Origin of the sequence: Vibrio sp. YIC-376, assembly GCF_052353105.1 — a bacterium.
GTDB lineage: Bacteria > Pseudomonadota > Gammaproteobacteria > Enterobacterales > Vibrionaceae > Vibrio.
Window position 1 is genome coordinate 1 of record NZ_JBBWFK010000029.1, and the last position, 21,020, is coordinate 21,020.

General features: G+C 46.5%; 20 protein-coding genes and 5 tRNA genes. 12 read left to right on the forward strand and 13 right to left on the reverse strand.

The window, feature by feature from the left end:
• The first annotated feature begins 54 nt into the window (after positions 1-54).
• Positions 55-1,259 (forward strand): IS3 family transposase gene (locus tag WJM94_RS24155; RefSeq protein WP_444494826.1). Its coding sequence is split into 2 segments (ribosomal slippage): positions 55-421 and positions 421-1,259, totalling 1,206 coding nucleotides; the frame shifts between segments, so codons are not numbered across the junction.
• Positions 1,260-1,299: 40 nt separating this feature from the next.
• Here the strand turns inward: WJM94_RS24155 and frdD are convergent.
• From frdD to frdA, 4 genes are read right to left on the reverse strand one after another with little or no spacing between them, the layout of a single operon-like run.
• Positions 1,300-1,677, reverse strand: coding sequence for a fumarate reductase subunit FrdD (gene frdD / locus WJM94_RS24160; protein ID WP_444496692.1), 378 nt, complete (start codon positions 1,675-1,677; stop codon positions 1,300-1,302).
• Between the two features lie 12 nt (positions 1,678-1,689).
• Entirely contained in the window at positions 1,690-2,073 is a 384-nt protein-coding gene (gene frdC / locus WJM94_RS24165; protein WP_444496693.1) for a fumarate reductase subunit FrdC, read from the reverse strand.
• Positions 2,070-2,816, reverse strand: a complete 747-nt coding sequence (locus tag WJM94_RS24170; RefSeq protein WP_444496694.1) for a succinate dehydrogenase/fumarate reductase iron-sulfur subunit — start codon at positions 2,814-2,816, stop codon at positions 2,070-2,072. Before WJM94_RS24170 ends, frdC begins: the two co-directional genes overlap by 4 nt.
• Positions 2,816-4,621 carry a fumarate reductase (quinol) flavoprotein subunit gene (gene frdA, locus WJM94_RS24175; RefSeq protein WP_444496695.1) on the reverse strand — a complete coding sequence of 602 codons (1,806 nt, stop codon included), beginning with the start codon at positions 4,619-4,621 and terminating at the stop codon, positions 2,816-2,818. The genes WJM94_RS24170 and frdA overlap by 1 nt, the downstream gene beginning before the upstream one ends.
• 447 nt (positions 4,622-5,068) lie before the next feature.
• Between frdA and epmA the strand changes: the two genes are divergently transcribed.
• From epmA to WJM94_RS24195, 4 genes are all read left to right on the forward strand, one after another.
• Positions 5,069-6,040 carry an elongation factor P--(R)-beta-lysine ligase gene (gene epmA / locus WJM94_RS24180; protein WP_444496696.1) on the forward strand — a complete coding sequence of 324 codons (972 nt, stop codon included), beginning with the start codon at positions 5,069-5,071 and terminating at the stop codon, positions 6,038-6,040.
• A 9-nt stretch (positions 6,041-6,049) separates the two neighbouring features.
• Positions 6,050-6,424, forward strand: coding sequence for a VanZ family protein (locus tag WJM94_RS24185; protein WP_444496697.1), 375 nt, complete (start codon positions 6,050-6,052; stop codon positions 6,422-6,424).
• A 21-nt stretch (positions 6,425-6,445) separates the two neighbouring features.
• A complete protein-coding gene (locus tag WJM94_RS24190) occupies positions 6,446-7,081 on the forward strand; it encodes a TetR/AcrR family transcriptional regulator (RefSeq protein ID WP_444496698.1) in 636 nt (211 codons plus the stop codon).
• A gap of 145 nt (positions 7,082-7,226) precedes the next feature.
• Positions 7,227-8,183, forward strand: a complete 957-nt coding sequence (locus WJM94_RS24195; protein WP_444496699.1) for a DHH family phosphoesterase — start codon at positions 7,227-7,229, stop codon at positions 8,181-8,183.
• 69 nt (positions 8,184-8,252) lie between these two features.
• Here WJM94_RS24195 and WJM94_RS24200 read toward each other — a convergent pair whose 3' ends face one another.
• The 5 genes from WJM94_RS24200 to WJM94_RS24220 form a co-directional block, all read right to left on the reverse strand.
• Positions 8,253-9,401 (reverse strand): murein hydrolase activator EnvC family protein, encoded by a 1,149-nt coding sequence (locus tag WJM94_RS24200; RefSeq protein ID WP_444496700.1) that lies wholly within the window; start codon positions 9,399-9,401, stop codon positions 8,253-8,255.
• Positions 9,402-9,430: 29 nt separating this feature from the next.
• Positions 9,431-10,252: a serine O-acetyltransferase gene (gene cysE / locus WJM94_RS24205; protein WP_444496701.1), complete on the reverse strand. Its 822-nt coding sequence runs from the start codon at positions 10,250-10,252 to the stop codon at positions 9,431-9,433.
• Positions 10,253-10,332: 80 nt separating this feature from the next.
• On the reverse strand, positions 10,333-11,370 hold the full coding sequence (gene gpsA / locus WJM94_RS24210) for an NAD(P)H-dependent glycerol-3-phosphate dehydrogenase (protein ID WP_444496702.1): 1,038 nt from the start codon (positions 11,368-11,370) through the stop codon (positions 10,333-10,335).
• Between the two features lie 201 nt (positions 11,371-11,571).
• Positions 11,572-12,036, reverse strand: a complete 465-nt coding sequence (gene secB, locus WJM94_RS24215; RefSeq protein ID WP_444496703.1) for a protein-export chaperone SecB — start codon at positions 12,034-12,036, stop codon at positions 11,572-11,574.
• Positions 12,037-12,237: 201 nt separating this feature from the next.
• On the reverse strand, positions 12,238-12,672 hold the full coding sequence (locus WJM94_RS24220; RefSeq protein ID WP_444496704.1) for a rhodanese-like domain-containing protein: 435 nt from the start codon (positions 12,670-12,672) through the stop codon (positions 12,238-12,240).
• Positions 12,673-13,223: 551 nt separating this feature from the next.
• Between WJM94_RS24220 and gpmM the strand changes: the two genes are divergently transcribed.
• The gene (gene gpmM, locus WJM94_RS24225) at positions 13,224-14,756 is read left to right on the forward strand and encodes a 2,3-bisphosphoglycerate-independent phosphoglycerate mutase (RefSeq protein WP_444496705.1); all 1,533 of its coding nucleotides are present in this window, start codon (positions 13,224-13,226) and stop codon (positions 14,754-14,756) included.
• 70 nt (positions 14,757-14,826) lie between these two features.
• Here gpmM and WJM94_RS24230 read toward each other — a convergent pair whose 3' ends face one another.
• From WJM94_RS24230 to rsgA, 4 genes are all read right to left on the reverse strand, one after another.
• Positions 14,827-15,714 carry a DMT family transporter gene (locus tag WJM94_RS24230; RefSeq protein WP_444496706.1) on the reverse strand — a complete coding sequence of 296 codons (888 nt, stop codon included), beginning with the start codon at positions 15,712-15,714 and terminating at the stop codon, positions 14,827-14,829.
• Between the two features lie 165 nt (positions 15,715-15,879).
• On the reverse strand, positions 15,880-17,295 hold the full coding sequence (locus tag WJM94_RS24235) for an SLC13 family permease (RefSeq protein WP_444496707.1): 1,416 nt from the start codon (positions 17,293-17,295) through the stop codon (positions 15,880-15,882).
• A 179-nt stretch (positions 17,296-17,474) separates the two neighbouring features.
• Positions 17,475-18,332, reverse strand: a complete 858-nt coding sequence (gene asd / locus WJM94_RS24240; RefSeq protein ID WP_444496708.1) for an archaetidylserine decarboxylase — start codon at positions 18,330-18,332, stop codon at positions 17,475-17,477.
• 116 nt (positions 18,333-18,448) lie between these two features.
• Positions 18,449-19,513: a small ribosomal subunit biogenesis GTPase RsgA gene (gene rsgA, locus WJM94_RS24245; protein WP_444496709.1), complete on the reverse strand. Its 1,065-nt coding sequence runs from the start codon at positions 19,511-19,513 to the stop codon at positions 18,449-18,451.
• Between the two features lie 129 nt (positions 19,514-19,642).
• Here rsgA and orn point away from each other — a divergent pair, with 129 nt between their 5' ends.
• From orn to WJM94_RS24275, 6 genes are all read left to right on the forward strand, one after another.
• A complete protein-coding gene (gene orn / locus WJM94_RS24250) occupies positions 19,643-20,188 on the forward strand; it encodes an oligoribonuclease (protein ID WP_444496710.1) in 546 nt (181 codons plus the stop codon).
• Between the two features lie 156 nt (positions 20,189-20,344).
• Positions 20,345-20,420: transfer RNA gene (locus WJM94_RS24255), tRNA-Gly, on the forward strand.
• 41 nt (positions 20,421-20,461) lie between these two features.
• Positions 20,462-20,538, forward strand: a tRNA-Met gene (locus WJM94_RS24260).
• Positions 20,539-20,570: 32 nt separating this feature from the next.
• Positions 20,571-20,646: transfer RNA gene (locus tag WJM94_RS24265), tRNA-Gly, on the forward strand.
• Positions 20,647-20,706: 60 nt separating this feature from the next.
• Positions 20,707-20,783: transfer RNA gene (locus tag WJM94_RS24270), tRNA-Met, on the forward strand.
• 120 nt (positions 20,784-20,903) lie between these two features.
• Positions 20,904-20,979: transfer RNA gene (locus WJM94_RS24275), tRNA-Gly, on the forward strand.
• Positions 20,980-21,020: the final 41 nt, after the last annotated feature.

Sequence of the window (21,020 nt, forward strand, 5' to 3'; positions counted from 1 at the left end):
TGTACCGTCCTAAATAAGGTTGACACTTTCCAACCCAAAAAATTGGAGAGTGTTATGAAATCAACCACTAAAAGAACTCAGCGCGATTACTCCCTCGCTTTTAAACTCACCGTAGTTGATGAGGTTGAAAAAGGAAGCCTCACTTACAAGCAAGCTCAAGAGAAGTACGGTATCCAAGGTTGCTCCACGGTTTTAGTTTGGCTTCGTAAGCATGGTCGACTAGATTGGTCTAAAGGGACACCTAACTTTATGTCCAAAGAAGACTCTATGGCCGAGTTCAATTCACCTCCCACACCTGAGCAACGTATTAAAGAGCTTGAGAAGCAACTCAAAGACGCACAGCTCAAAGCCGATTTCTTTGAAGCTGTAGTGAACGTTATGGAACGTGACTATGGCGTTAGAGTGACAAAAAAGCAAAAAGAAGCGTTGTCCAAAAGAAAGTCATAACAGGTTTGACCGTCACGAAGTTTTGTCAGTTAGTGCAAATCTCTCGTCAAGCCTATTACAAGCAGTGCCAGACTCAGACTCGTTGTGAACATCATGAGCATGTTGTTATTGGCTTTGTCCATGAAGTCAGAATGAAGCAGCCACGCATTGGTACGCGGAAACTGAAATTCTTAGCAGAGATAAAGGGCATTCAGATAGGTCGAGATAAGCTCTTTGAGCTTCTCAGAAGGCATCGTATGTTGGTGAGAACAAGACGGGCTTATCATCGAACAACTGACAGTCGTCATCGGTTCTTCTGCCATCCAAACAAAGTGAAAGATGGGCTGACACCAACGAAGCCAGAACAACTGTGGGTTGCTGATATAACTTACTTACCGACTCAAAATGGAGAGAGTTATGTCAGCCTGGTTACGGATGCTTATTCAAGGAAGATCGTTGGTTACTATGTAGATGACAACATGAAAACGCAATCAGTTAAGCGGGCATTTATCTCAGCTCTCAGACAACGGCAGAGTGAAGAAAAGCTAATACACCACTCAGATAGAGGCTCACAATACTGTTCGAAGGAATATCAAGATATCCATAAGAAACATAAAGTGACTTGCTCGATGACTGACGGCTATGACTGTTATCAGAATGCTTTAGCAGAGCGAGTAAATGGGATACTCAAAATGGAGTTCTTACTGAGGAAACCGAAAGATCTGGAAGAAGCGAGGACGATGGTAGCAGAATCCGTAGAGATCTATAATCAAATGAGGCCTCATACGGCTTTAAAATACAAAACGCCCGATGAAGTACATCGAGCGTTTTAGTTAAAAAGTGTCAACCCATATCAGGACGGGTCACAGCTTCTTAGATCATGAAGATAAAGATAACTGATAGTGCACTGATCAGGCCTGCGAATGCGTAACAAGCGATTTTACCTACCACACCTGTGTGGAACTTAAGGTCGTGCATACCGTGATGAACACGGTGCATCGCATGCCACATTGGCAGTGCCAAAGTACCAATGATGAAGAGCGCGCCAATGATGCTGGTAGCGAATTCAGATACTCGCTCGTAGCTCATTGCGTCTGCATCAATCACGCCCAGTGGAACGAGAATACCCAGCACAAGCACTGTGATTGGTGTGATCATCGCAAACCAAGTACCACCTGCACCAAATAGACCCCACCAGATTGGCTCATCAGAACGTCTAGGTGCTGTGTTTACACTATAATTCGGTTTCATTGTTCAAGCTCCTTACACCACGATGAGAACAATCAGTGAGATGAACGCTACTGCTGCCCACTGAGTCAAAACGACAATCTTCTTATCTACCGTTTTGCCCTTCAGGCGAATTGGCATCACCTGTGGCATCATGCTGAAGAAGGTTTGTGCGTGGAATAGGCTACCAAGTAGGGCAACGATGTTGATCGCCACTACGATAGGGTTTGCCATGAACTCTAACCAGCCTTGCCAGGCTTCAGGACCTTTCACTAAAGAACCCAGACCCAAAGTCAGGAAGATAGTGAACAGGATTAGTGGCAGTACCGTCGCTTCACGTAACATGTAGAAGCGGTAGAAAGGATGGTTCTTCCACCAAGTGCGTTTTACTTCACGAACGTAAGGTTTACGGTTGCTCATCCTTCTGCCTCCTGAGGTTTCAGCATCGCAATTACGAAGTCCATAGAAGACTCTACTTTGCCTTGGTTTACTGCTGCCGCAGGGTCAACACTCTTCGGACAAACCTCAGAGCAGTAACCCACAAACGTACAACCCCAAGCGCCATTGTCGCCGTTAATCAGCTTCATCCGCTCTGCTTTACCGTTATCACGGCTATCTAAGTTGTAACGGTGCGCCAGTGTCAGAGCCGCAGGGCCGATGAACTCTGGGTTTAGACCGAATTGTGGACATGCTGCGTAGCAAAGGCCACAGTTGATACAGCCTGCAAACTGCTTGTATTTCGCCATTTGCTCTGGCGTTTGCAAGTTGGTGCCGTCTTCAGGTTTACGGTCGTTCCCGATGATGTAAGGTTTGATCGCTTCCAGACGCTCGATGAACGGTGTCATATCGACGATCAAGTCTTTCTCGATAGGGAAGTTGGCTAATGGCTCAATTTTCAGACCATTTTTGTAGTCACGTAAGAAGCTCTTACACGCTAGCTTAGGCACACCATTGACCATGATGCCGCAAGAGCCACAGATCGCCATACGACAAGACCAACGGTAAGATAAGTCTTTGTCTAAGTTATCTTTGATGTAACCAATCGCGTCTAGTACAGACATGGTTTCATCGAATGGCACTTCGAAGGTTTGTAAGTGCGGTTCTGCGTCTTTTTCTGGGTCATAACGCAGAATGTCTACTTTTTGGATGCGGTTTGCTGACATTATGCTTGCTCCTCTGCGTTCTTCGCTTCTTCTTCTGCTGCTGCTTTTTCTGCAGCTTCACCGTATAGACGCGCTTTAGGCTGAGACTTGGTGATAGTTACATTGCTGTAATCGATACTTGGCGCTGAATCTGGCTTGTAGAAAGCAAGAGAATGTTTCAGGAAGTTCTCGTCATCACGTTCTGTGCAGCCTTCATCTAAGCGTTGGTGAGCACCGCGAGATTCTTTACGGAGAATCGCTGAGTGAACCATAGCTTCTGCAACCTCAAGGCCGTAGCCGACTTCGATCGCGTATAGAAGGTCAGTGTTGAATACTTTGCCTTTGTCTTTGATGCTGATGCGCTTGTAGCGCTCTTTCAGTTCAGTGATCTTGTTGATGGTTTCTTGCATCAAGTCTTCTTGACGGTAGATACCACAACCCGCTTCCATGGTGTGACCCATTTCAGTACGGATATCTGACCAGTTTTCATCGCCTTCTTGATTCATCAGGTTAGCAATGCGCTCTTCCACGGCTTTCACCTGAGCCGCAATAGCGTCGTCGTTCCAGCCTTTGAATTCTGCTGCACGTTTCACGGCGTTTTCACCCGCCACGCGTCCAAAGACGACAAACTCCGCCAGTGAGTTAGAGCCAAGACGGTTCGCACCATGTAAACCAACAGACGCACATTCACCAACTGCAAACAGACCTTTAATGCGAGTCTCACAACCGCCGTTTGTTTCGATACCACCCATGGTGTAGTGCACGGTTGGACGAATTGGAATTGGCTCTTTTGCTGGGTCAACGTTCACGTAAGCTTTTGCCAGCTCACAGATGAATGGTAGACGCTCTTGCAGGTATTCTTCACCCAAGTGGCGAAGGTCAAGGTGTACCACATCACCAAGAGGGTGTTTGATGGTGTTGCCTTTCTGCTGTTCATGCCAGAAAGCTTGAGAAACTTTGTCACGTGGACCCAGTTCCATGTATTTGTTTTTCGGTTGACCCACGGGAGTCTCTGGGCCCATACCGTAATCTTGCAGGTAGCGGTAACCGTCTTTGTTCACGATAATACCGCCTTCACCACGACAACCTTCCGTCATCAGGATACCCGTACCAGGAAGACCTGTTGGGTGGTATTGTACGAATTCCATATCACGTAGAGGAACGCCGTGACGGTAAGCCATTGCCATACCATCGCCCGTTACGATACCGCCGTTGGTGTTACAGTGGTAAACACGTCCCGCGCCGCCAGTAGCAAGCACCACTGATTTCGCTTTGATGGTAACCAGTTCACCTTCAGACATGTGAATCGCGATCAGGCCTTGCACTTCACCGTCATCAACAAGCAGATCCAGCACAAAGTACTCATCAAAACGTTTGATGTTGCTGTACTTCATTGATGTCTGGAAAAGAGTATGAAGCATGTGGAAGCCAGTTTTGTCTGCGGCAAACCAAGTACGTTCAACTTTCATACCGCCAAAACGGCGAACGTTGACTTCTCCGTTCTCTTTACGGCTCCATGGACAACCCCATTGCTCCATTTGGATCATTTCGCGGGTTGCGTTTTCTACAAAGTATTCAACGACGTCCTGTTCACATAACCAGTCTCCACCGCCAACGGTATCGTTGAAGTGGTTGTCTAAGCTATCTTCTTCCTTGACAACTGCTGCTGAGCCACCCTCCGCTGCGACCGTATGTGAGCGCATCGGGTAAACTTTAGAAATCAAAGCAACTTCTAAATCAGGGTTTGCCTCTGCCGCTGCTATAGCTGTACGAAGACCAGCGCCGCCAGCGCCGATGACTGCGATATCTGTGGTGATAGTTTTCACAGTTATCCTCCAGTGAGTGATTGCGGAAATCCGCTTGTTATAGTGATTATGAGGGGCTCTTAAACAAGAGCGCTCCAAGAGTAGTTAAGTTAGTGTAGTGGAGCGATATGGGATAAATATTGATGTATTTAGGTTTTTTCTTCGGTAATGCACTTAAGAGCATAAAATTTATAGGTTATGTGATAACTATCACGGCGAGAACTTTGAGAGCACAATCCGTGATTTGATGAATGTTAACGGACTGTTGCTTGGTGTGATTGCCGTTGATAACAGGTTTTATGCTGAATGTTGTTTTTGTGCTGTAGTACGAAAAATCTTGGCTTCAATATTTATTGCTTTGGTGAATGATGCGAGCGCTAGTGGTAGAGAAAATCCTTTCTCGTCAAAAAGAAAATGCATGTAGAATGTCGGCCTTATTCGCCACCTATGAGCTTTGAGAGACCTGTTATGCAAAAGAATTGGCAACCGACTGCATCTATTGAACAATTGCGTCAGCGCGCGACGCTAATCGCCTCTATTCGTCAGTTTTTTGCTGAACGTCAGGTGATGGAAGTAGATACACCTGCCATGAGTCACGCGACCGTAACAGACTTTCACTTGCATACCTTCCAAACTGAGTTTGTTGGTCCCGGTTATGCTGACGGCAGTAAACTGTTCTTTATGACCAGCCCTGAGTTCCATATGAAACGTTTACTGGCTGCAGGCAGTGGCTGTATTTACCAGATCAACAAAGCGTTCCGCAATGAAGAAAATGGTCGTTATCACAACCCGGAATTCACGATGCTGGAATGGTATCGAGTGGGATTTGACCATCACCTGTTAATGGATGAGATGGATGACCTTCTGCAACGAGTGTTAAAGTGTGGTGCGGCTCATCGAATGACTTATCAACAGGCATTTATCGATGTGCTTGGTGTGTGTCCTCTTGAGGGTTCGATGGAAGAGCTTAAAGTCGTGGCGGGGACGTTGGGACTGAGTGATATCGCTGAACCTGAAGATGATCGCGATACTTTACTGCAACTACTATTTAGTATTGGTGTCGAAGATAAAATTGGTCAGGATGCGCCCGCGTTTGTTTATGATTTTCCCGCTTCGCAAGCTGCATTGGCAAAGATAAACCCTAAAGATAATCGTGTCGCTGACCGATTTGAGGTGTATTTTAAAGGAATTGAACTCGCCAATGGCTTTCACGAATTGGATAATCCAAAGGAGCAATTGGCACGTTTTGAGCGAGACAACGCTAAGCGTCTGGAGATGGGATTAAAGCCTCAGCCGATTGATTATCATCTTATTGCGGCACTGGAGGCTGGATTGCCGGATTGCGCAGGCGTCGCGTTAGGTGTTGATCGACTCATCATGTTGGCATTGGGCTGTGATCATATTGATCAGGTGACGGCATTCCCGTTCCCTATTGCATAAGGATATTCAATGAACCGAACGCTCGGACGTTTGATTATTTTCAGTTGCGCAGCCGTGATTGCGTATTTATCTCTCAGCTCAGGAGAGCTGCAAAAGTGGGGCAACTTCGCCTATCTCGATAAATTACAGCACCTGATGGCATACAGTAGCTTTGCGTTTGTCGCCTGCTGCTGCGTCCGTCATTGGCGCTGGCGTTGGGCGGTAGCGATTGGAATTTTTTTGTTTAGCGCGGTTATTGAATGGCTACAAGGTTATGTCGGGAGAGAAACCTCCTTGCTGGACCTTGTTGCTAATGGCACGGGAATATTGACTGGTCTGCTAAGTTACCGTATTTGGAGCCTCTATCGACCTAGGTTGGTGAAGTCGCTATACTCGATTCGTTAACGAAAAGGGAATACGATAATAATGAAAACGCGCGACAAAATCGTCTATGCGGCACTGGAGTTGTTTAACCAACATGGTGAGCGTAACATCACCACTAATCACATTGCCGATCACATCGAAATCAGTCCAGGTAATCTTTATTACCACTTTCGCAATAAGCAAGAAATCGTCCGAGAAATCTTTGCGCTTTATTCAGCAGAACTTTTAGAAAGATTTACCCCTCTTAAAGGCTCTCAAGAGAGTCTGACTATGCTGAAAAGCTACCTAGATTCGACCTTTACGCTGATGTGGAAGTACCGTTTTTTCTACGCGAACTTGCCAGAGATCTTATCGCGAGATGAACAGCTTCATGAGCAATACATTGACGTGCAGGAAAAGCTGCAAGCTAATCTGATTGCGATTATGCAGGAATTCGTTGCTCTCAAACTGCTTGAAGTCGATCAGCAGGCGTTGAAGTCACTGGTATGCACGCTGCATTTAATTGCATGCAGTTGGCTGTCGTATCAATCTGCGATGGTATCGAAAACCAACATTACTGAACAAATGGTGCGACAAGGCATGCTTCAGATGATCAATGTTGTAAAACCGGTTGCAACGGAGCAAGGCTTGGAACAACTGCTGTTGTTGGAAGACGGTGTCAGTGCGATGCAAGGCTAGTTTTAAATTAGATATAACATTTCGAGTAGGACTCTCACTTTCGAGCCGCACCTAACGTTGACTTGTAGCACTTGCTGAGCACAATAGGTGTTTAATCCCTAAGTGATTGTCGGGCTATGCCCCTCGATAAAGGAACTATCGTTCAATGAATTACGACATTTTTAATGGTGACGCAGATGGCATCATCGCATTGCTACAACTGCGTTTGGCTGAGCCTCTGGAAGCCAAGTTAATCACGGGTGTAAAACGTGACATTAAGCTGGTGGAAACGGTCGAGGCACAGGCGGGCGATGAGATTACGGTGTTAGATATCTCCATGGAAAAGAACATGGCAGGTCTAGAACAGGCGTTGGTTCAGGGCGCACATGTTTTTTATGCCGATCACCATAAAGCAGGTGATATTCCACAGCACGGTAATCTGGATGCGCACATCGATTTAGATGCCAACATGTGTACCGCTTTGATTGTCGATAAACTTTTGCAAGGTCGTTTTCATGCTTGGGCGATAACGGCAGCGTATGGTGACAATCTTATCGCTAAAGCTGACGAGTTGGCAGATATCGCAGGTTTCTCGCAGGAGCAAAAAGCACAACTCAAAGAGTTGGGCACGTTGATCAACTACAACGGTTATGGCTCCAAGGTTGACGATTTACATTTTCATCCTGCGGACTTGTATCAAGCCTTAAAGAGTTACACTTCGCCATTTGATGTGATTGCAGATACAGCTTCGCCATTCTATCAGTTACAAGCGGCATATCAGCAAGATATGGATGCCGCACAGTCAGTGCCTGCCATTCACGAAAGCGACAAGCTGAAATTGTTTGAGTTACCTGATAATGCTGCCTCACGTCGTATTAGCGGTGTTTATGGCAACTGGTTGGCTAATCAGAATCCAGATTCTGCTCATGCTGTATTAACCGAGAATGCTGACGGTACTTATACGGTTTCTCTGCGCGCGCCGCTGAACAACAAACAGGGTGCGGTGGCAGTTTGTGGACAATTCCCGACAGGTGGTGGTCGCGAGGCTGCGGCTGGCATTAATGCATTAAGCAAAGATGAGGTGAGCGCGTTTATTGATGCGGTCGAAACGTATTACTCGTAACGATTACTCTCAATTCTTATATAAAAAAGGAGCCACTGGCTCCTTTTTTAACTATCGATGAATGGTGAACTATAAGCTTTTTAACCAAGATTTCGGGTTCTGTGCTTCACTGTTACGTCGAATCTCAAAATAGAGGGACGCTTTGTCCTGACCACCGGTGTCGCCTGCAAGGGCAATCACTTCACCCGCAGTGACTTTATCCCCTTCTTTTTTGGTCAGTGCCTGATTGTAACCATATAGAGTCATATCGCCTTTACCGTGGTCAAGCAGCACCACCAGGCCATAACCACGCAGGTATTCAGCGAAGACAACCGTGCCAGGATAAACTGCTTTAACTTGCTGACCATAGTTAGCGGATAAAACCATGCCTTTCCAATTAACCTGGCCAGTTTGACGAGTACCAAAGTTGTGCAGAACATTGCCTTTTAATGGCCACGGCAGTTTGCCACGCTGTTTTGATAAACCGTCCATCGGTACTGCGTTACGTTTTGCTGCTTTGGCGATTTCTGCTTTTAAGCGGGTTTCATTGCGCTGCAACTCTGCCAGATAACGTTTGTCGTTGGTAATGCTGCTCTGGATTTTGCTTAATGTTTGCTTACGTTGTGATTGGGTGCTTGCCAGCGAAGTCCGTTTTTCTGACTGTTGTTTGAGCAAGGTTTCGATTTGCGCTTTTTCCAGCTCAAGTTGGTTTTTACTGTGTTCCAACTCTTGTGTGGTTTTGGTGATCGCATCAATCACTTCTGAACGTGCTTTCGCCAAGTGCTGGAAGTATTGACTGATACGGTCTTCCTCTAAGCCTTGATTGAGTAGATGACCATTCGCTTTGGCACGCTCGGTTACGTAATAGGTTTGCAAAAGTTGTTTGAGTTCCTGCTCCTGAGCCTGTCTCTGACCCTCTTGCAGAGCAATCTTTTCTTCCAGCTTGTCAATATTCTTATCGGCCTGGGCAAGAGCGTCTTTGGTCTGCTTTATCTCGCGCTCTAATGTGGAGATGCCCAGCTCTTGGTCTTTCAAAGACTTTTGCAGTTCGTTAAGTTGTTTTTCTTGCGAGGTGAGTACTTTCTTCTGGCGATTGATTTCGCTGGATACACCTTTCAGTTCTTGCTGACTGGCTGCTGAAGAGGTGAGGGGAAACGTGGCAGATAAAGCACAAGTTAATAAAATAGCCGAGCAGAGTACTGGGTGATTTTGTTTTCGCACTTGAGAGTTACCTACCACATTATTGTTGTCTGAGAATTAGAGAGTGATTAAATGCCATCTCCATGGATAAAACTTTGAGATTTGCCATTAAAGCCTTGATCCATATCGAGTGATGGCTTGTCTGTTTTTGGACGGCCAACGATTTTTGCTGGAACACCGGCCACAGTTGTATGTGGCGGAACCGCTTGTAATACCACGGAGCAAGAACCAATTTTGGCACCTTCACCGACTTCGATATTACCAAGAATTTTCGCACCAGCGCCAATCATCACACCTTCACGTATTTTCGGGTGTCGGTCTCCGCTTTCTTTACCTGTACCACCTAAAGTTACGTCCTGAAGAATCGACACATCGTTCTCCACTACGGCAGTTTCACCGATGACGATACCAGTAGCATGGTCAAGCATGATACCACTGCCGATACGTGCTGCCGGGTGGATGTCCACCTGACACGCGACAGAGATCTGATTTTGCAGGTAGGTTGCCAGCGCGTGACGGCCTTGTGACCACAGCCAGTTAGCCACGCGATAACCTTGCAACGCATGATAGCCTTTTAAATACAAAAGTGGCATTGAATACATAGAAACCGCTGGATCGCGGTTGACCGTGGCACAGATATCACACGCAGCATAGTCGGTGATACTTGGGTCTGCAGCAAAGGCTTCTTCAATGACTTCTCTCACCGCCATGGCTGGCATGGAGGCCGTGTCTAATTTGTTGGCCAAAATATAACTCAGGGCGGCACACAAACTCTCATGCTTGATTATTGTTGCATGGTAAAAGCTGGCCAGCATTGGCTCTTGCTCTGACATCTCACGTGCTTCTGAGATAATTTTGTTCCAGACTTTCTGTTTTTCGCAGTGTTTCATTCTCAATGTCCTGAGTGGTTCTTCTTCCGTGACCCGACAACTTATATTTTCTCAGATGAGTTACTAAGACGCTTAGCGTGTTACTTGCCTTCCGACTTTTTGTCACGAGCAAGTAAATCTTGCGCTGCCAGGCGCGCATCTTTTCCTTGATACAGTACTTGATAAATTTGGTCAACAATTGGCATTTCAACGCCCATACGTTGAGATAGCATCCAAACTTCTTTGGTGTTGCGGTAACCCTCAACAACTTGGCCAATTTCTTTCTGCGCGGTATCGACGTCTTTACCTTGGCCTAACGCCAGACCAAAACGGCGGTTACGTGATTGGTTATCGGTACAAGTTAGTACAAGATCACCTAATCCTGCCATACCCATGAAGGTTTCTGGTTTCGCACCTAGTGCGGCTCCTAAGCGGCTCATTTCTGCCAGGCCACGAGTGATAAGAGCAGTACGCGCATTTGCGCCAAACCCGATACCGTCTGACATGCCCGCGCCAATCGCGATGACGTTTTTCACTGCGCCGCCAAGCTGCATGCCAATGAAGTCACTGTTGGCGTATACGCGGAACGTTTTGCTGCAGTGGATTTTTTCTTGCAGGTCTGCAACAAATTCTGCATCTGGTGAGGCAACTGAAATTGCGGTCGGCAGACCCATAGCGAGTTCTTTGGCGAATGTTGGTCCAGACAATACAGCCAGCGAGTAGTTTTCACCGATGATGTCAAAGGCGACATCTTTGAGCAGACGGCCTGTTTCTGGCTCAAGACCTTTCGTTGCCCAACAGATGCGAGTATCTTTACGTAAGAAAGGTTTACAGCTTTTCAGAACGATGCCAAATACATGGCTTGGAACCACAACTAACAAGTCACGGCATGCCTGAACGGCTTTCTCGAGATCAGATTCAATAATCAAGCTTTCTGGGAAATCGATGCCAGGCAAGAATTCATGGTTAGCACGATCTGCTTCGAGGCGTGCCATATGCTCTGGATCATGTCCCCAAAGGATGACGTTGGCACCGTTGCGTGCAAGAGAAATTGCCAGCGAGGTACCGTAAGAACCCGCGCCAATCACAGTCATTGCGATGTCTTTACCGTAAGCATTGTTTGTATTTGCTTGTGTCATGCTGCCGCCTAATAGTCTTTCTACTAGTAGAATCTAGTTCATAATCGCCAAATTTTACGCTGTCTAGAAGCTAGGAACTAGGAACTTTATCAGAAATAAAAAATGCACATTGCATCGCTTGGTGGACGCTTTGTGCATTTTCTTAGGGTTGTGACGCATTTGGAGGGGGTTTTACCCGCCACGTCACTTACAAAACGTGAATTACGCTTGCGCTTCGCTTTGTTGAGCTTGTTGCTGCAGGTAGTTCATGAATAGCGCGTCAAAGTTAACTGGCGCTAGGTTCAGTTGAGGGAACGTACCTTTAACCACTAGGCTTGAGATAGTTTCACGAGCGTATGGGAATAGGATGTTAGGGCAGAATGCACCTAGGCAGTGAGCCAGTTGACCAGCTTCCATTTTCTCAGCTGTGAAGATACCACCTTGCTGAACTTCGCATAGGAACGCTGTTTCTTCTTCGTTCTTAACAGTAACAGTCAGACGTAGAACGACTTCGTATACGCCTTCACCTAGCTCACGGCTTTGAGTGTCCAGGTCTAGCTTAACGTCTGGGTTCCATTCTTTTTGGAACATTACTGGAGAGTTAGGCGCTTCGAAAGAAACGTCTTTTAGGAAGATGCGTTGAATTGCGAAGTTTTGTTGTGCTTCTTGTGGTGTAGCTTCAGCCATTTTTAAATCCTTAATAAACATTTGTTGGGTTTAGAGCGCCTAAACCCAGAAAACTGGTTTGTCCTGAGACTAACTGAGCAAGTCTACCTTGACTAGATGAAGCGTGTATTACGTGCAAAGCGTCACAACTTAAGACTTCAACTGCTTTCTATTTGCTCAGTTTTTTATCCACGAGGCTCTGAACTGCGATTAAAGCGTTCCTTATTTATTACCACGTACCAGTGGTAGGTTCGCTTCGTTCCATGCAATCAAACCATTCTTAAGTAGGTTTACATTTGTAAAGCCTGCTTTTGCTAGTAGGTTTGCGCTCTCCTGAGCGGTTTGGCCCGTCTTGCATACTAGGATGATTGGGTCTGATTTGTGGTTTTCAAGGCTACCGAAGCTACCCGCTTTGATATCTGACGGTAAAATGTGAAGTGAGTCGGTGATATGACCTTTTTTGTATTCATCTTTTGTGCGGATATCTACCACAACACCGTTTTCGCGGTTCATAAGGTGAGTCAGTTGGTTTACGTTGACTTCTTTGTATGCTGCCGTTGCTGACTTTACGATATTCAGGATAAATGCGATAAGAAGACCTACCCAAACCAAAGATAGAATCATGTTTTGTTGGAAAAATTGAATGTACTCTTGCATGTCTTGAGCTCTTGCGCTGTTGGCGGAAAAATAAATCAGGAGTATAGCGAGGTTAGGCCTCTTAGGCGAGAGGGTTAAAATTTTCTAACGAATAATTGAGATCTCTACAAACTCCAGCCCCCTGAATTGTCTTACTGGTTGCTGCGGATTTGTTCATCAAGTATTCCTATTGTAGCTATTGGTTTAAGTGACTTCTGTTTCGTATTAAAAAGAGAACAATACGTCATGTGCGTTAATCTTTTACTGCAATCAAATATCTCAATAATCAATAGGCCAGAATGACCTGACAGCCCAAACATGACGTAAAAATCAAACGTTGACCGGGTGTACAAAGCGTATTGGGAATGACTATGCTTGTTGAACAGGTTTGCAGACAAAGCTTCGTTGGTTGTTAACTTGTAAGATAGCAACAAGAAATCGCAAACATTATTTGATCTTAACCTACAGTTTTGGTTAAAAAGTGTAGTAAAATTACGCTAGTTTTGTTTCAAGGTTAGATGGGGCAGCGAAGCCCTACGCCAAAAGTTACTAAATTTGATGAGGTCATCACTATGTCAGCTAAGAAGCCATTGGCTCTAGTTATCCTTGACGGTTACGGTTACCGTGAAGACACAGCAAGTAACGCAATTGCGAATGCAAAAACTCCAGTAATGGATGCACTGATTGCGAACAACCCAAATACTCTAATCTCAGCATCAGGTATGGATGTAGGCCTTCCTGATGGTCAAATGGGTAACTCAGAAGTTGGTCACACTAACATTGGCGCAGGTCGCGTTGTTTACCAAGATCTAACTCGTATCACTAAGTCTATCGCTGACGGTGAGTTTGTGGAAACGCCTGCTATTGTTGAAGCTATTGATGCTGCAGTGAAAGCAGACAAAGCGGTACACATCATGGGTCTGATGTCTCCAGGTGGCGTGCACTCGCATGAAGACCACATCTACGCAGCGGTTGAAATGGCTGCAGCTCGTGGCGCTGAGAAAATCTACCTACACTGTTTCCTAGACGGTCGTGACACGCCGCCACGCAGCGCAGAAAACTCTCTGCAACGATTCCAGGATCTATTTGCGAAACTAGGTAAAGGCCGTATCGCATCTCTAGTAGGTCGTTACTACGCAATGGACCGTGACAACAACTGGGAACGTGTTCAGGTTGCTTACGATCTTCTTACTCAAGCGAAAGCTGAGTTCACTGCAGAAACGGCAGTTGCAGGTTTGGAAGCGGCTTACGCTCGTGAAGAGAACGATGAGTTCGTAAAAGCGACTGCCATCAAAACTGAAGGTCAAGAAGACGCAATCATGCAAGATGGCGATGCAGTGATCTTCATGAACTACCGTGCTGACCGCGCACGTCAAATCACTCGCGCATTCGTCCCTGATTTTGCTGGCTTCGAGCGTGCTGCATTCCCAGCAATCAACTTCGTAATGTTGACTCAATACGCTGCGGATATCCCACTGGCAATCGCGTTCCCACCTGCGTCTCTAGAAAACACGTACGGTGAGTGGTTATCTAAAAAAGGTCAAACTCAGCTACGTATCTCTGAAACAGAGAAATACGCGCACGTTACTTTCTTCTTCAACGGTGGTGTTGAGAGTGAGTTTGAAGGCGAAGAGCGTCAACTTGTTGCTTCTCCAAAAGTAGCAACTTACGACTTACAACCAGAAATGAGCTCTCCTGAGCTGACTGAAAAACTGGTTGCAGCAATTAAGTCTGGTAAGTACGACACTATCATCTGTAACTACCCGAACGCAGATATGGTTGGTCACACTGGCGTTTACGAAGCAGCTGAGAAAGCGATCGAAGCGCTAGATGAAAGCGTGGGCAAAGTGGTTGAAGCAATCAAAGAAGTGGGTGGTCAGCTACTGATCACGGCAGACCACGGTAACGCAGAAATGATGGTTGACCCAGAAACTGGCGGTACTCACACGGCTCACACAAACCTACCAGTACCTCTAATCTACGTAGGTGACAAAGCGGTTGAGTTTAAAGAAGGCGGTAAACTGTCTGATCTTGCTCCAACAATGCTTTCTCTTGCTGGTCTGGAAATTCCTGCAGAAATGTCAGGTGACATTCTGGTTAAGTAATTAACTGAAATGCAGAATGATAAAAACCCGAGTAATCTCGGGTTTTTTATATCACAATATTTTGTTGATCTTACTGAACCAGAATGCCCGCTCCGATAACTGCAAGTGCTGCACCTAACCATGCAAAGCGGTTTGGTCGACGTTTGGTGTAAATCCAAAGCAGCGGTAGCAGCATGATTGGTGTGGTTGAGGACAGTAGTGCGACCATGCCGACATTCCCTTCACGAAGCGCATAAAGAATCAGTGTCATTCCCACCGCCATGGCGAGGAAGCCGTTCAATGCGGTAATTCCAAAAACTCGCCAAGTAATATGTTGTGTGGGTCTGGCGACTTTCACTCCGACAACAAGCAACAAGCAGTGCGCGATGAAAGCGCTTATCATACGAATTGCTGAAGCTGCGACAGGATCAACACTGGTCTGCATCACCGGCTTAGCTATGATACCACCGAGTGCCTGACACAAAGCGGCAGTAAGTCCCAATCCGATACCAAGCCAAATATTGCCTTTAATCTCTTCTAAGACGTTGTTTGTTTGTCCTCGTCGACCAAAGAAAATAGCCATCACGACGCCGCTAAAGACCAGCGCTGAACCTAGCAATTCGGTTGTGGTCATGCGTTCACTAAATAGGAAGTAGCCCAAGATGGTTGAGAACACGGCGTGGCATGAGAACAGCAAGCCAGCTTGCCTTGGACCCATTCGATTCATACAAGCGAACAATGCCGTATCGCCAATGAAGATGCCAATTAAGCCAGACGCCATCATAGGGGTGACATGCTCTACAGAAACAGTTAACCAGCCACCAGTGAGCCATGCCATGGTGGTGAGGATCACTGCCGTACACCCCATACGCCAACGGCTATAGGAGAATGCGCCAAGGTGCTGCGCAGGAATGACGGAAATTAGGCTAGAGATCGCCCACAAAAAAGCGGCACACAGTGCAAGCCATTCATAACCCATGATTGAGTGAGGTCCTGTTGAATCGGGAGAAAGGCCCTAATATGCATGAAATTTTATCGATGTAAAAGAGCAAGTTAGCGGCAAAGAAAAAGCAGCGTTATAAGCTGCTTCTTCTCGAAAACCAAGATTGGCTCTGCCGGCTGTATAAGGTAGTCAGGCTGCTGGCTAAAACAGGATGATAACTGCACCATAGACAATAAATAAGCCGACCAAGCCGAGGATAAGACCGACTTTCGCCATGTCTTTACTTTCGATTAAACCTGTCGAGTAAGCCAGTGAGTTTGGTGGAGTAGAAACGGGTAAAATCATGCCGAGTGAAGCGGAGAATGCCACAACGACCAGTAGCCCTTGCAGACCCCCAACCGACGCGAGACTTGGCATAGACACACCAATGGCGGCAGCGATCGGCATTAATAAGTTAGCAGTTGCTGTGTTGGACATAAAGTTCGCCATCAGCCAGCAGACTAACGAGAGGGCAACTACGACGGCAAATGGTGAGAGCGCTTCATAATCAATGGCGTGAGCAAGTGCTTCAGCTAAGCCGGTTTTATCCAGAGCGATACCAATCGCTATACCACCGGCTACCAGCCACAGTACGTCCCAGTTGATCAGTTTCAACTCTTCCTTACCCATGATGCCCGTTAAGGTGAAAATGGCCAGCGGGATAATAGCCACGACATAGGTATTCATACCGTGCGCCGTGGTCGTCATCCACAGTAGAATCGTCATCGCGAACGTTACGTAGACCACATACGCGCGCCAACTCCTTTTAAATGTCCCATCCAGTTTGAGTTTCATCTCCGCCTCGCTGGAAGGAAAGAGCTTCTGAAGTAAGAACCAGGCGATCGTCAGTTGTATTAATACAAACGGCAGACCCATCATCATCCAGCTCAAGAAGTCGATGGTGTTCTCTCCGGTCAGATACTGCAAAGCGATGGCGTTGGGTGGCGTACCGATAGGTGTTGCGATACCACCAGTGTTGGCCGCGATAGGAATACACAGAACCAGAGCTTTGATGCCTAAATCTCCTTTTGGAGCCGAAGCGACGATCGGACCAAGCAAAGCCAGCATCATTACCGTCGTTGCGGTATTGGACATAAACATGGAGAACACGGCCGTGATCAGCATGAGGCCGAGCATGATGAACTTTGGTTGCGAGCCAAATGGTTTAAGCAATACGCGAGCTAAGTTGTTGTCGAGCTCGTATTTAGAAGCCGCAATTGCCAATGCAAAACCACCCATAAAGAGAATGATGATTGGTGACGAGAAAGCGGAGAAAATATCGGTGTAAGCGATCAGGTCACCGAGGTCGTGACCGGATGGCGGGGTACGAAAGAGATGTAATCCTTTATCGGAGATCATGATTAGCTCAAGAGCGATGATCAGAATCGAGGTGGCGAAAACCGGGACAGGTTCCAGTACCCAAAGCAGTGCTGCAAGAAGAAAAATAGCCAGCAAACGATGTTGAATTAACGTAAGGTCATCAATTGGAATGGCATCGATCGGCATCATTAACACACCGATTGGAATTAAAAAACACACCAGCAATTTAACCAGCGTGCCAGCACTCATCTTTGGCATTGGAAGCCCCTCTAAATAATCGCTCCACAGCACAGAATAATTGATTGTGCTTTTAAGTATTTAGAGGCATGTAGGAGTTTAAAAAACTAAGGCTAAATTTCGAACAGAGTTTTGTTGTTCATCAATAAAAAAAGCCTCCATAAATGGAGGCTCTTGAAATCATTGATTATTCGGCAAAGCTACTGTTTGTGAGCGTAAGGTGTGCCCATCACGGTTGTTTTGCCGTTATCCATGCTTTCATCGAACGTGATTGCATCTTTAGCGAAAAGGTTGATAACCGTCGAACCAAGCTTGAAACGGCCCATCTCTTCGCCTTTTTTCAAGATAACCGCTGTGTTGCCTTCTGCTGGGTAGTCCCATTTGTAGACGGTGTTACCACGTGGTGGCGTGATAGTGCCTGCCCATACTTGCTCGATACTGCCTACGATCGTTGCACCGACAAGCACTTGAGCCATTGGGCCAAACTCGGTATCAAAGATACACACTACGCGTTCGTTACGTGCGAACAGGTTCGGTACGTTTTCCGCAGTGAGTGGGTTTACTGAAAACAGATCGCCCGGAACGTAAATCATCTGACGGAGTGTGCCATTACATGGCATGTGTACGCGATGGTAGTCACGAGGTGACAGGTATAGCGTGGCAAATGAGCCGTCCTGGAATTCTTCTGCCAGCTTTGCATCACCGCCGAGTAGTTCCTGTGCCGAAAAGTAGTGGCCTTTTGCCTGGATCAATTGACCATCTTCAATCGGACCGAACTGGCTGACACATGCATCTGCCGGGTGAGTGATCACGGCTTCGCCTTCAGTAATCGGACGTGCACCTTCTTTTAGCTCACGAACAAAAAACTCGTTGAACGTTTTAAAGTGCTTAGGGTCGGAGTGCTTTGCCTCGTCCATGTTCACATTGTACTGTTTGATAAACCAGCGAATAACTGCTGTGGTTAGACTGCCAGCTTGTGCAGAAGCCAGTTTGCCCATCAGGCGGGTTAAGCCGTGCTGTGGGATCCAGTACTGCAGTCCAACTTTAATCTTGTCCATCTTTAATTCCGATACTTCTGTTAGATTCGCGCTTTAGGGCGCGTGATGTTACTGAACTTTGATGTGCTTGTCAGTATTCGGTGAAGAATTCTTACACAGTTGCGGCGACAATCCGGTTACAGATCGGCTTTCTTATTACGTGAATATTGGCGATTTGCCTTATTCTCAACCATGCTTTCGAGAATGCGGTGGTAGTTCTCAAAACGAACTTCACTGACTTCGCCTTTTTCTACGGCTTCTCGCAAAATGCAGCCTGGATCATCGTTGTGTTTACAGTCTCGGAATTTGCAACCGCCAAGGTATGGGCGGAATTCAACGAACGCTTTGGTGACTTCTTCCGCTTCTAAGTGCCACAGGCCAAATTCACGAACCCCTGGAGAGTCGATCAAATCACCCCCAGTTGGAATGTGGTACAGACGTGCTGCGGTTGTGGTGTGTTGGCCTAAACCTGACGCTCCAGAAATTTCGCCTTCTTCCACTTCTTGTTCAAGTTCTGGCATCAATGCGTTCACAAGGCTGGATTTCCCTACGCCCGACTGACCGACAAAGATGTTGATACGATCGCGAAGCTGAGCTTCCAACTCATCAATGCCTTCTCCAGATTTTTTACTCACAAACAGCACTTTATAGCCAATTCGTTCGTATTCTTTGAGCCACTCTTCGTACATCGCACGGTCATCGGCTTCGAGCAGATCGACTTTGTTTAGGACGAGCAGTGGTGCAATGTTGAGTGTCTCAGCGGCTACTAAATATCGGTCAATAATGTTCAGTGACAGTTCAGGCAAAACAGAAGAGACGATCACCATTTGGTCGATATTTGCTGCGACAGGCTTTAGGCCGTCGTAATAATCCGGGCGAGTTAATACTGATGTTCGAGACTCAACGGCTTCCACCACACCAGAAATACCAGCCATAGATTCAAGGCCTTCACGCCATAGCACGCGGTCACCGGATACGAGTGATTCAATGCCACGACGAAGGTTACAGCGTTGAATTTCGCCGGTTTCTAAATCTTCAATATCGGCGTGCTGACCAAAACGAGTAATAACTAAACCCTGTTTGCTTGCGCCAAGCATGTTCTCATCCCATTGGATGGACTCTTCTTGCTTCTGCAAGCGTTTTTGTTGGTTGTTGCGTACGCGTCGCACCTGACCTTTGGTTAACTTTTTCTTTTTTGCCACAATTTTGTACTTAATGTGAATTAACTCAAACGATTGAGCTCGATCTCGGCTCAAGCGAGTGAGTATCGTGTTTCAAGTATTTTGAGGTATAGTACCTCTTTTATCGATAAACAAATAGGCGGCGTAACCATGTCCTTTAGCGATCAAAACCTAATTTGGGTTGATTTAGAGATGACAGGGCTCGATCCTGAAACGCACAAAATCATCGAAATTGCCTCTATCGTCACCGATAGTGAACTGAATATTTTGGCTGAAGGGCCTGTACTTGCTGTCCATCAGCCGGAAGAAGAATTGGCGAAAATGGACGACTGGTGCACGAATACGCACACAGCGAGTGGATTGGTTGGGCGTGTACGCAACAGCAAAATTTCTGAGCAAGAAGCTGTCGCTCAAACCATTGCTTTCCTTGAACATTGGGTGCCGAAGGGGGTCTCACCGATTTGTGGTAACAGTATTGGCCAAGATCGTCGTTTCTTGTACAAGCACATGCCTGAACTGGAAGAGTATTTCCATTACCGTTACGTAGATGTGAGCACACTTAAAGAGCTCACTCGTCGTTGGAAACCTGAAGTGTTGGATGGTTTTTCGAAACAGGGCACACATTTGGCCTTAGATGACATTCGCGAATCTATTGCTGAGCTAAAGTACTATCGCGAGACCATCTTTAAGATCTAACTGTTACGGCTGCGATCTAAATTGTTGTCATTCATGGTTGTTTTGCTTGCTTTTTCATCGTTTAGTAAAAATTTAAAGTTTTTTTGAAGGAAGGACTTGCATCACAAAAAAATGCTCTTATAATTCGCAGCCCTGAACAGCGGAAACGTTGTTGATGCGACACTAGCTCAGTTGGTAGAGCGCAACCTTGCCAAGGTTGAGGTCACGAGTTCGAACCTCGTGTGTCGCTCCAGTTTGATAAGCTGTCATCATGCTTTGAATGATGATTACGGACGCGGGATGGAGCAGCTTGGTAGCTCGTCGGGCTCATAACCCGAAGGTCGTTGGTTCAAATCCAGCTCCCGCAACCAAATTTAGATTGAACGCAATAGCGGTTAATCATGCGACACTAGCTCAGTTGGTAGAGCGCAACCTTGCCAAGGTTGAGGTCACGAGTTCGAACCTCGTGTGTCGCTCCAAATTCTTTCTTTAAAAAGAAAGCTAAGTTTTCATCGTACTTAACGGTGACACAATACGGACGCGGGGTGGAGCAGCTTGGTAGCTCGTCGGGCTCATAACCCGAAGGTCGTCGGTTCAAATCCGGCCCCCGCAACCAAATTTAAGACAGTTTGATTGTTATTTTTCATAACCCTCAGGCCGTCGACGGATGCGCCGCCCGGATCAAATCCCGGCCCTCGCAACCAAATTAAGATTGAACGCAATAGCGGTTAATCATGCGACACTAGCTCAGTTGGTAGAGCGCAACCTTGCCAAGGTTGAGGTCACGAGTTCGAACCTCGTGTGTCGCTCCAGTTTGATAAGCTGTCATCATGCTTTGAATGATGATTACGGA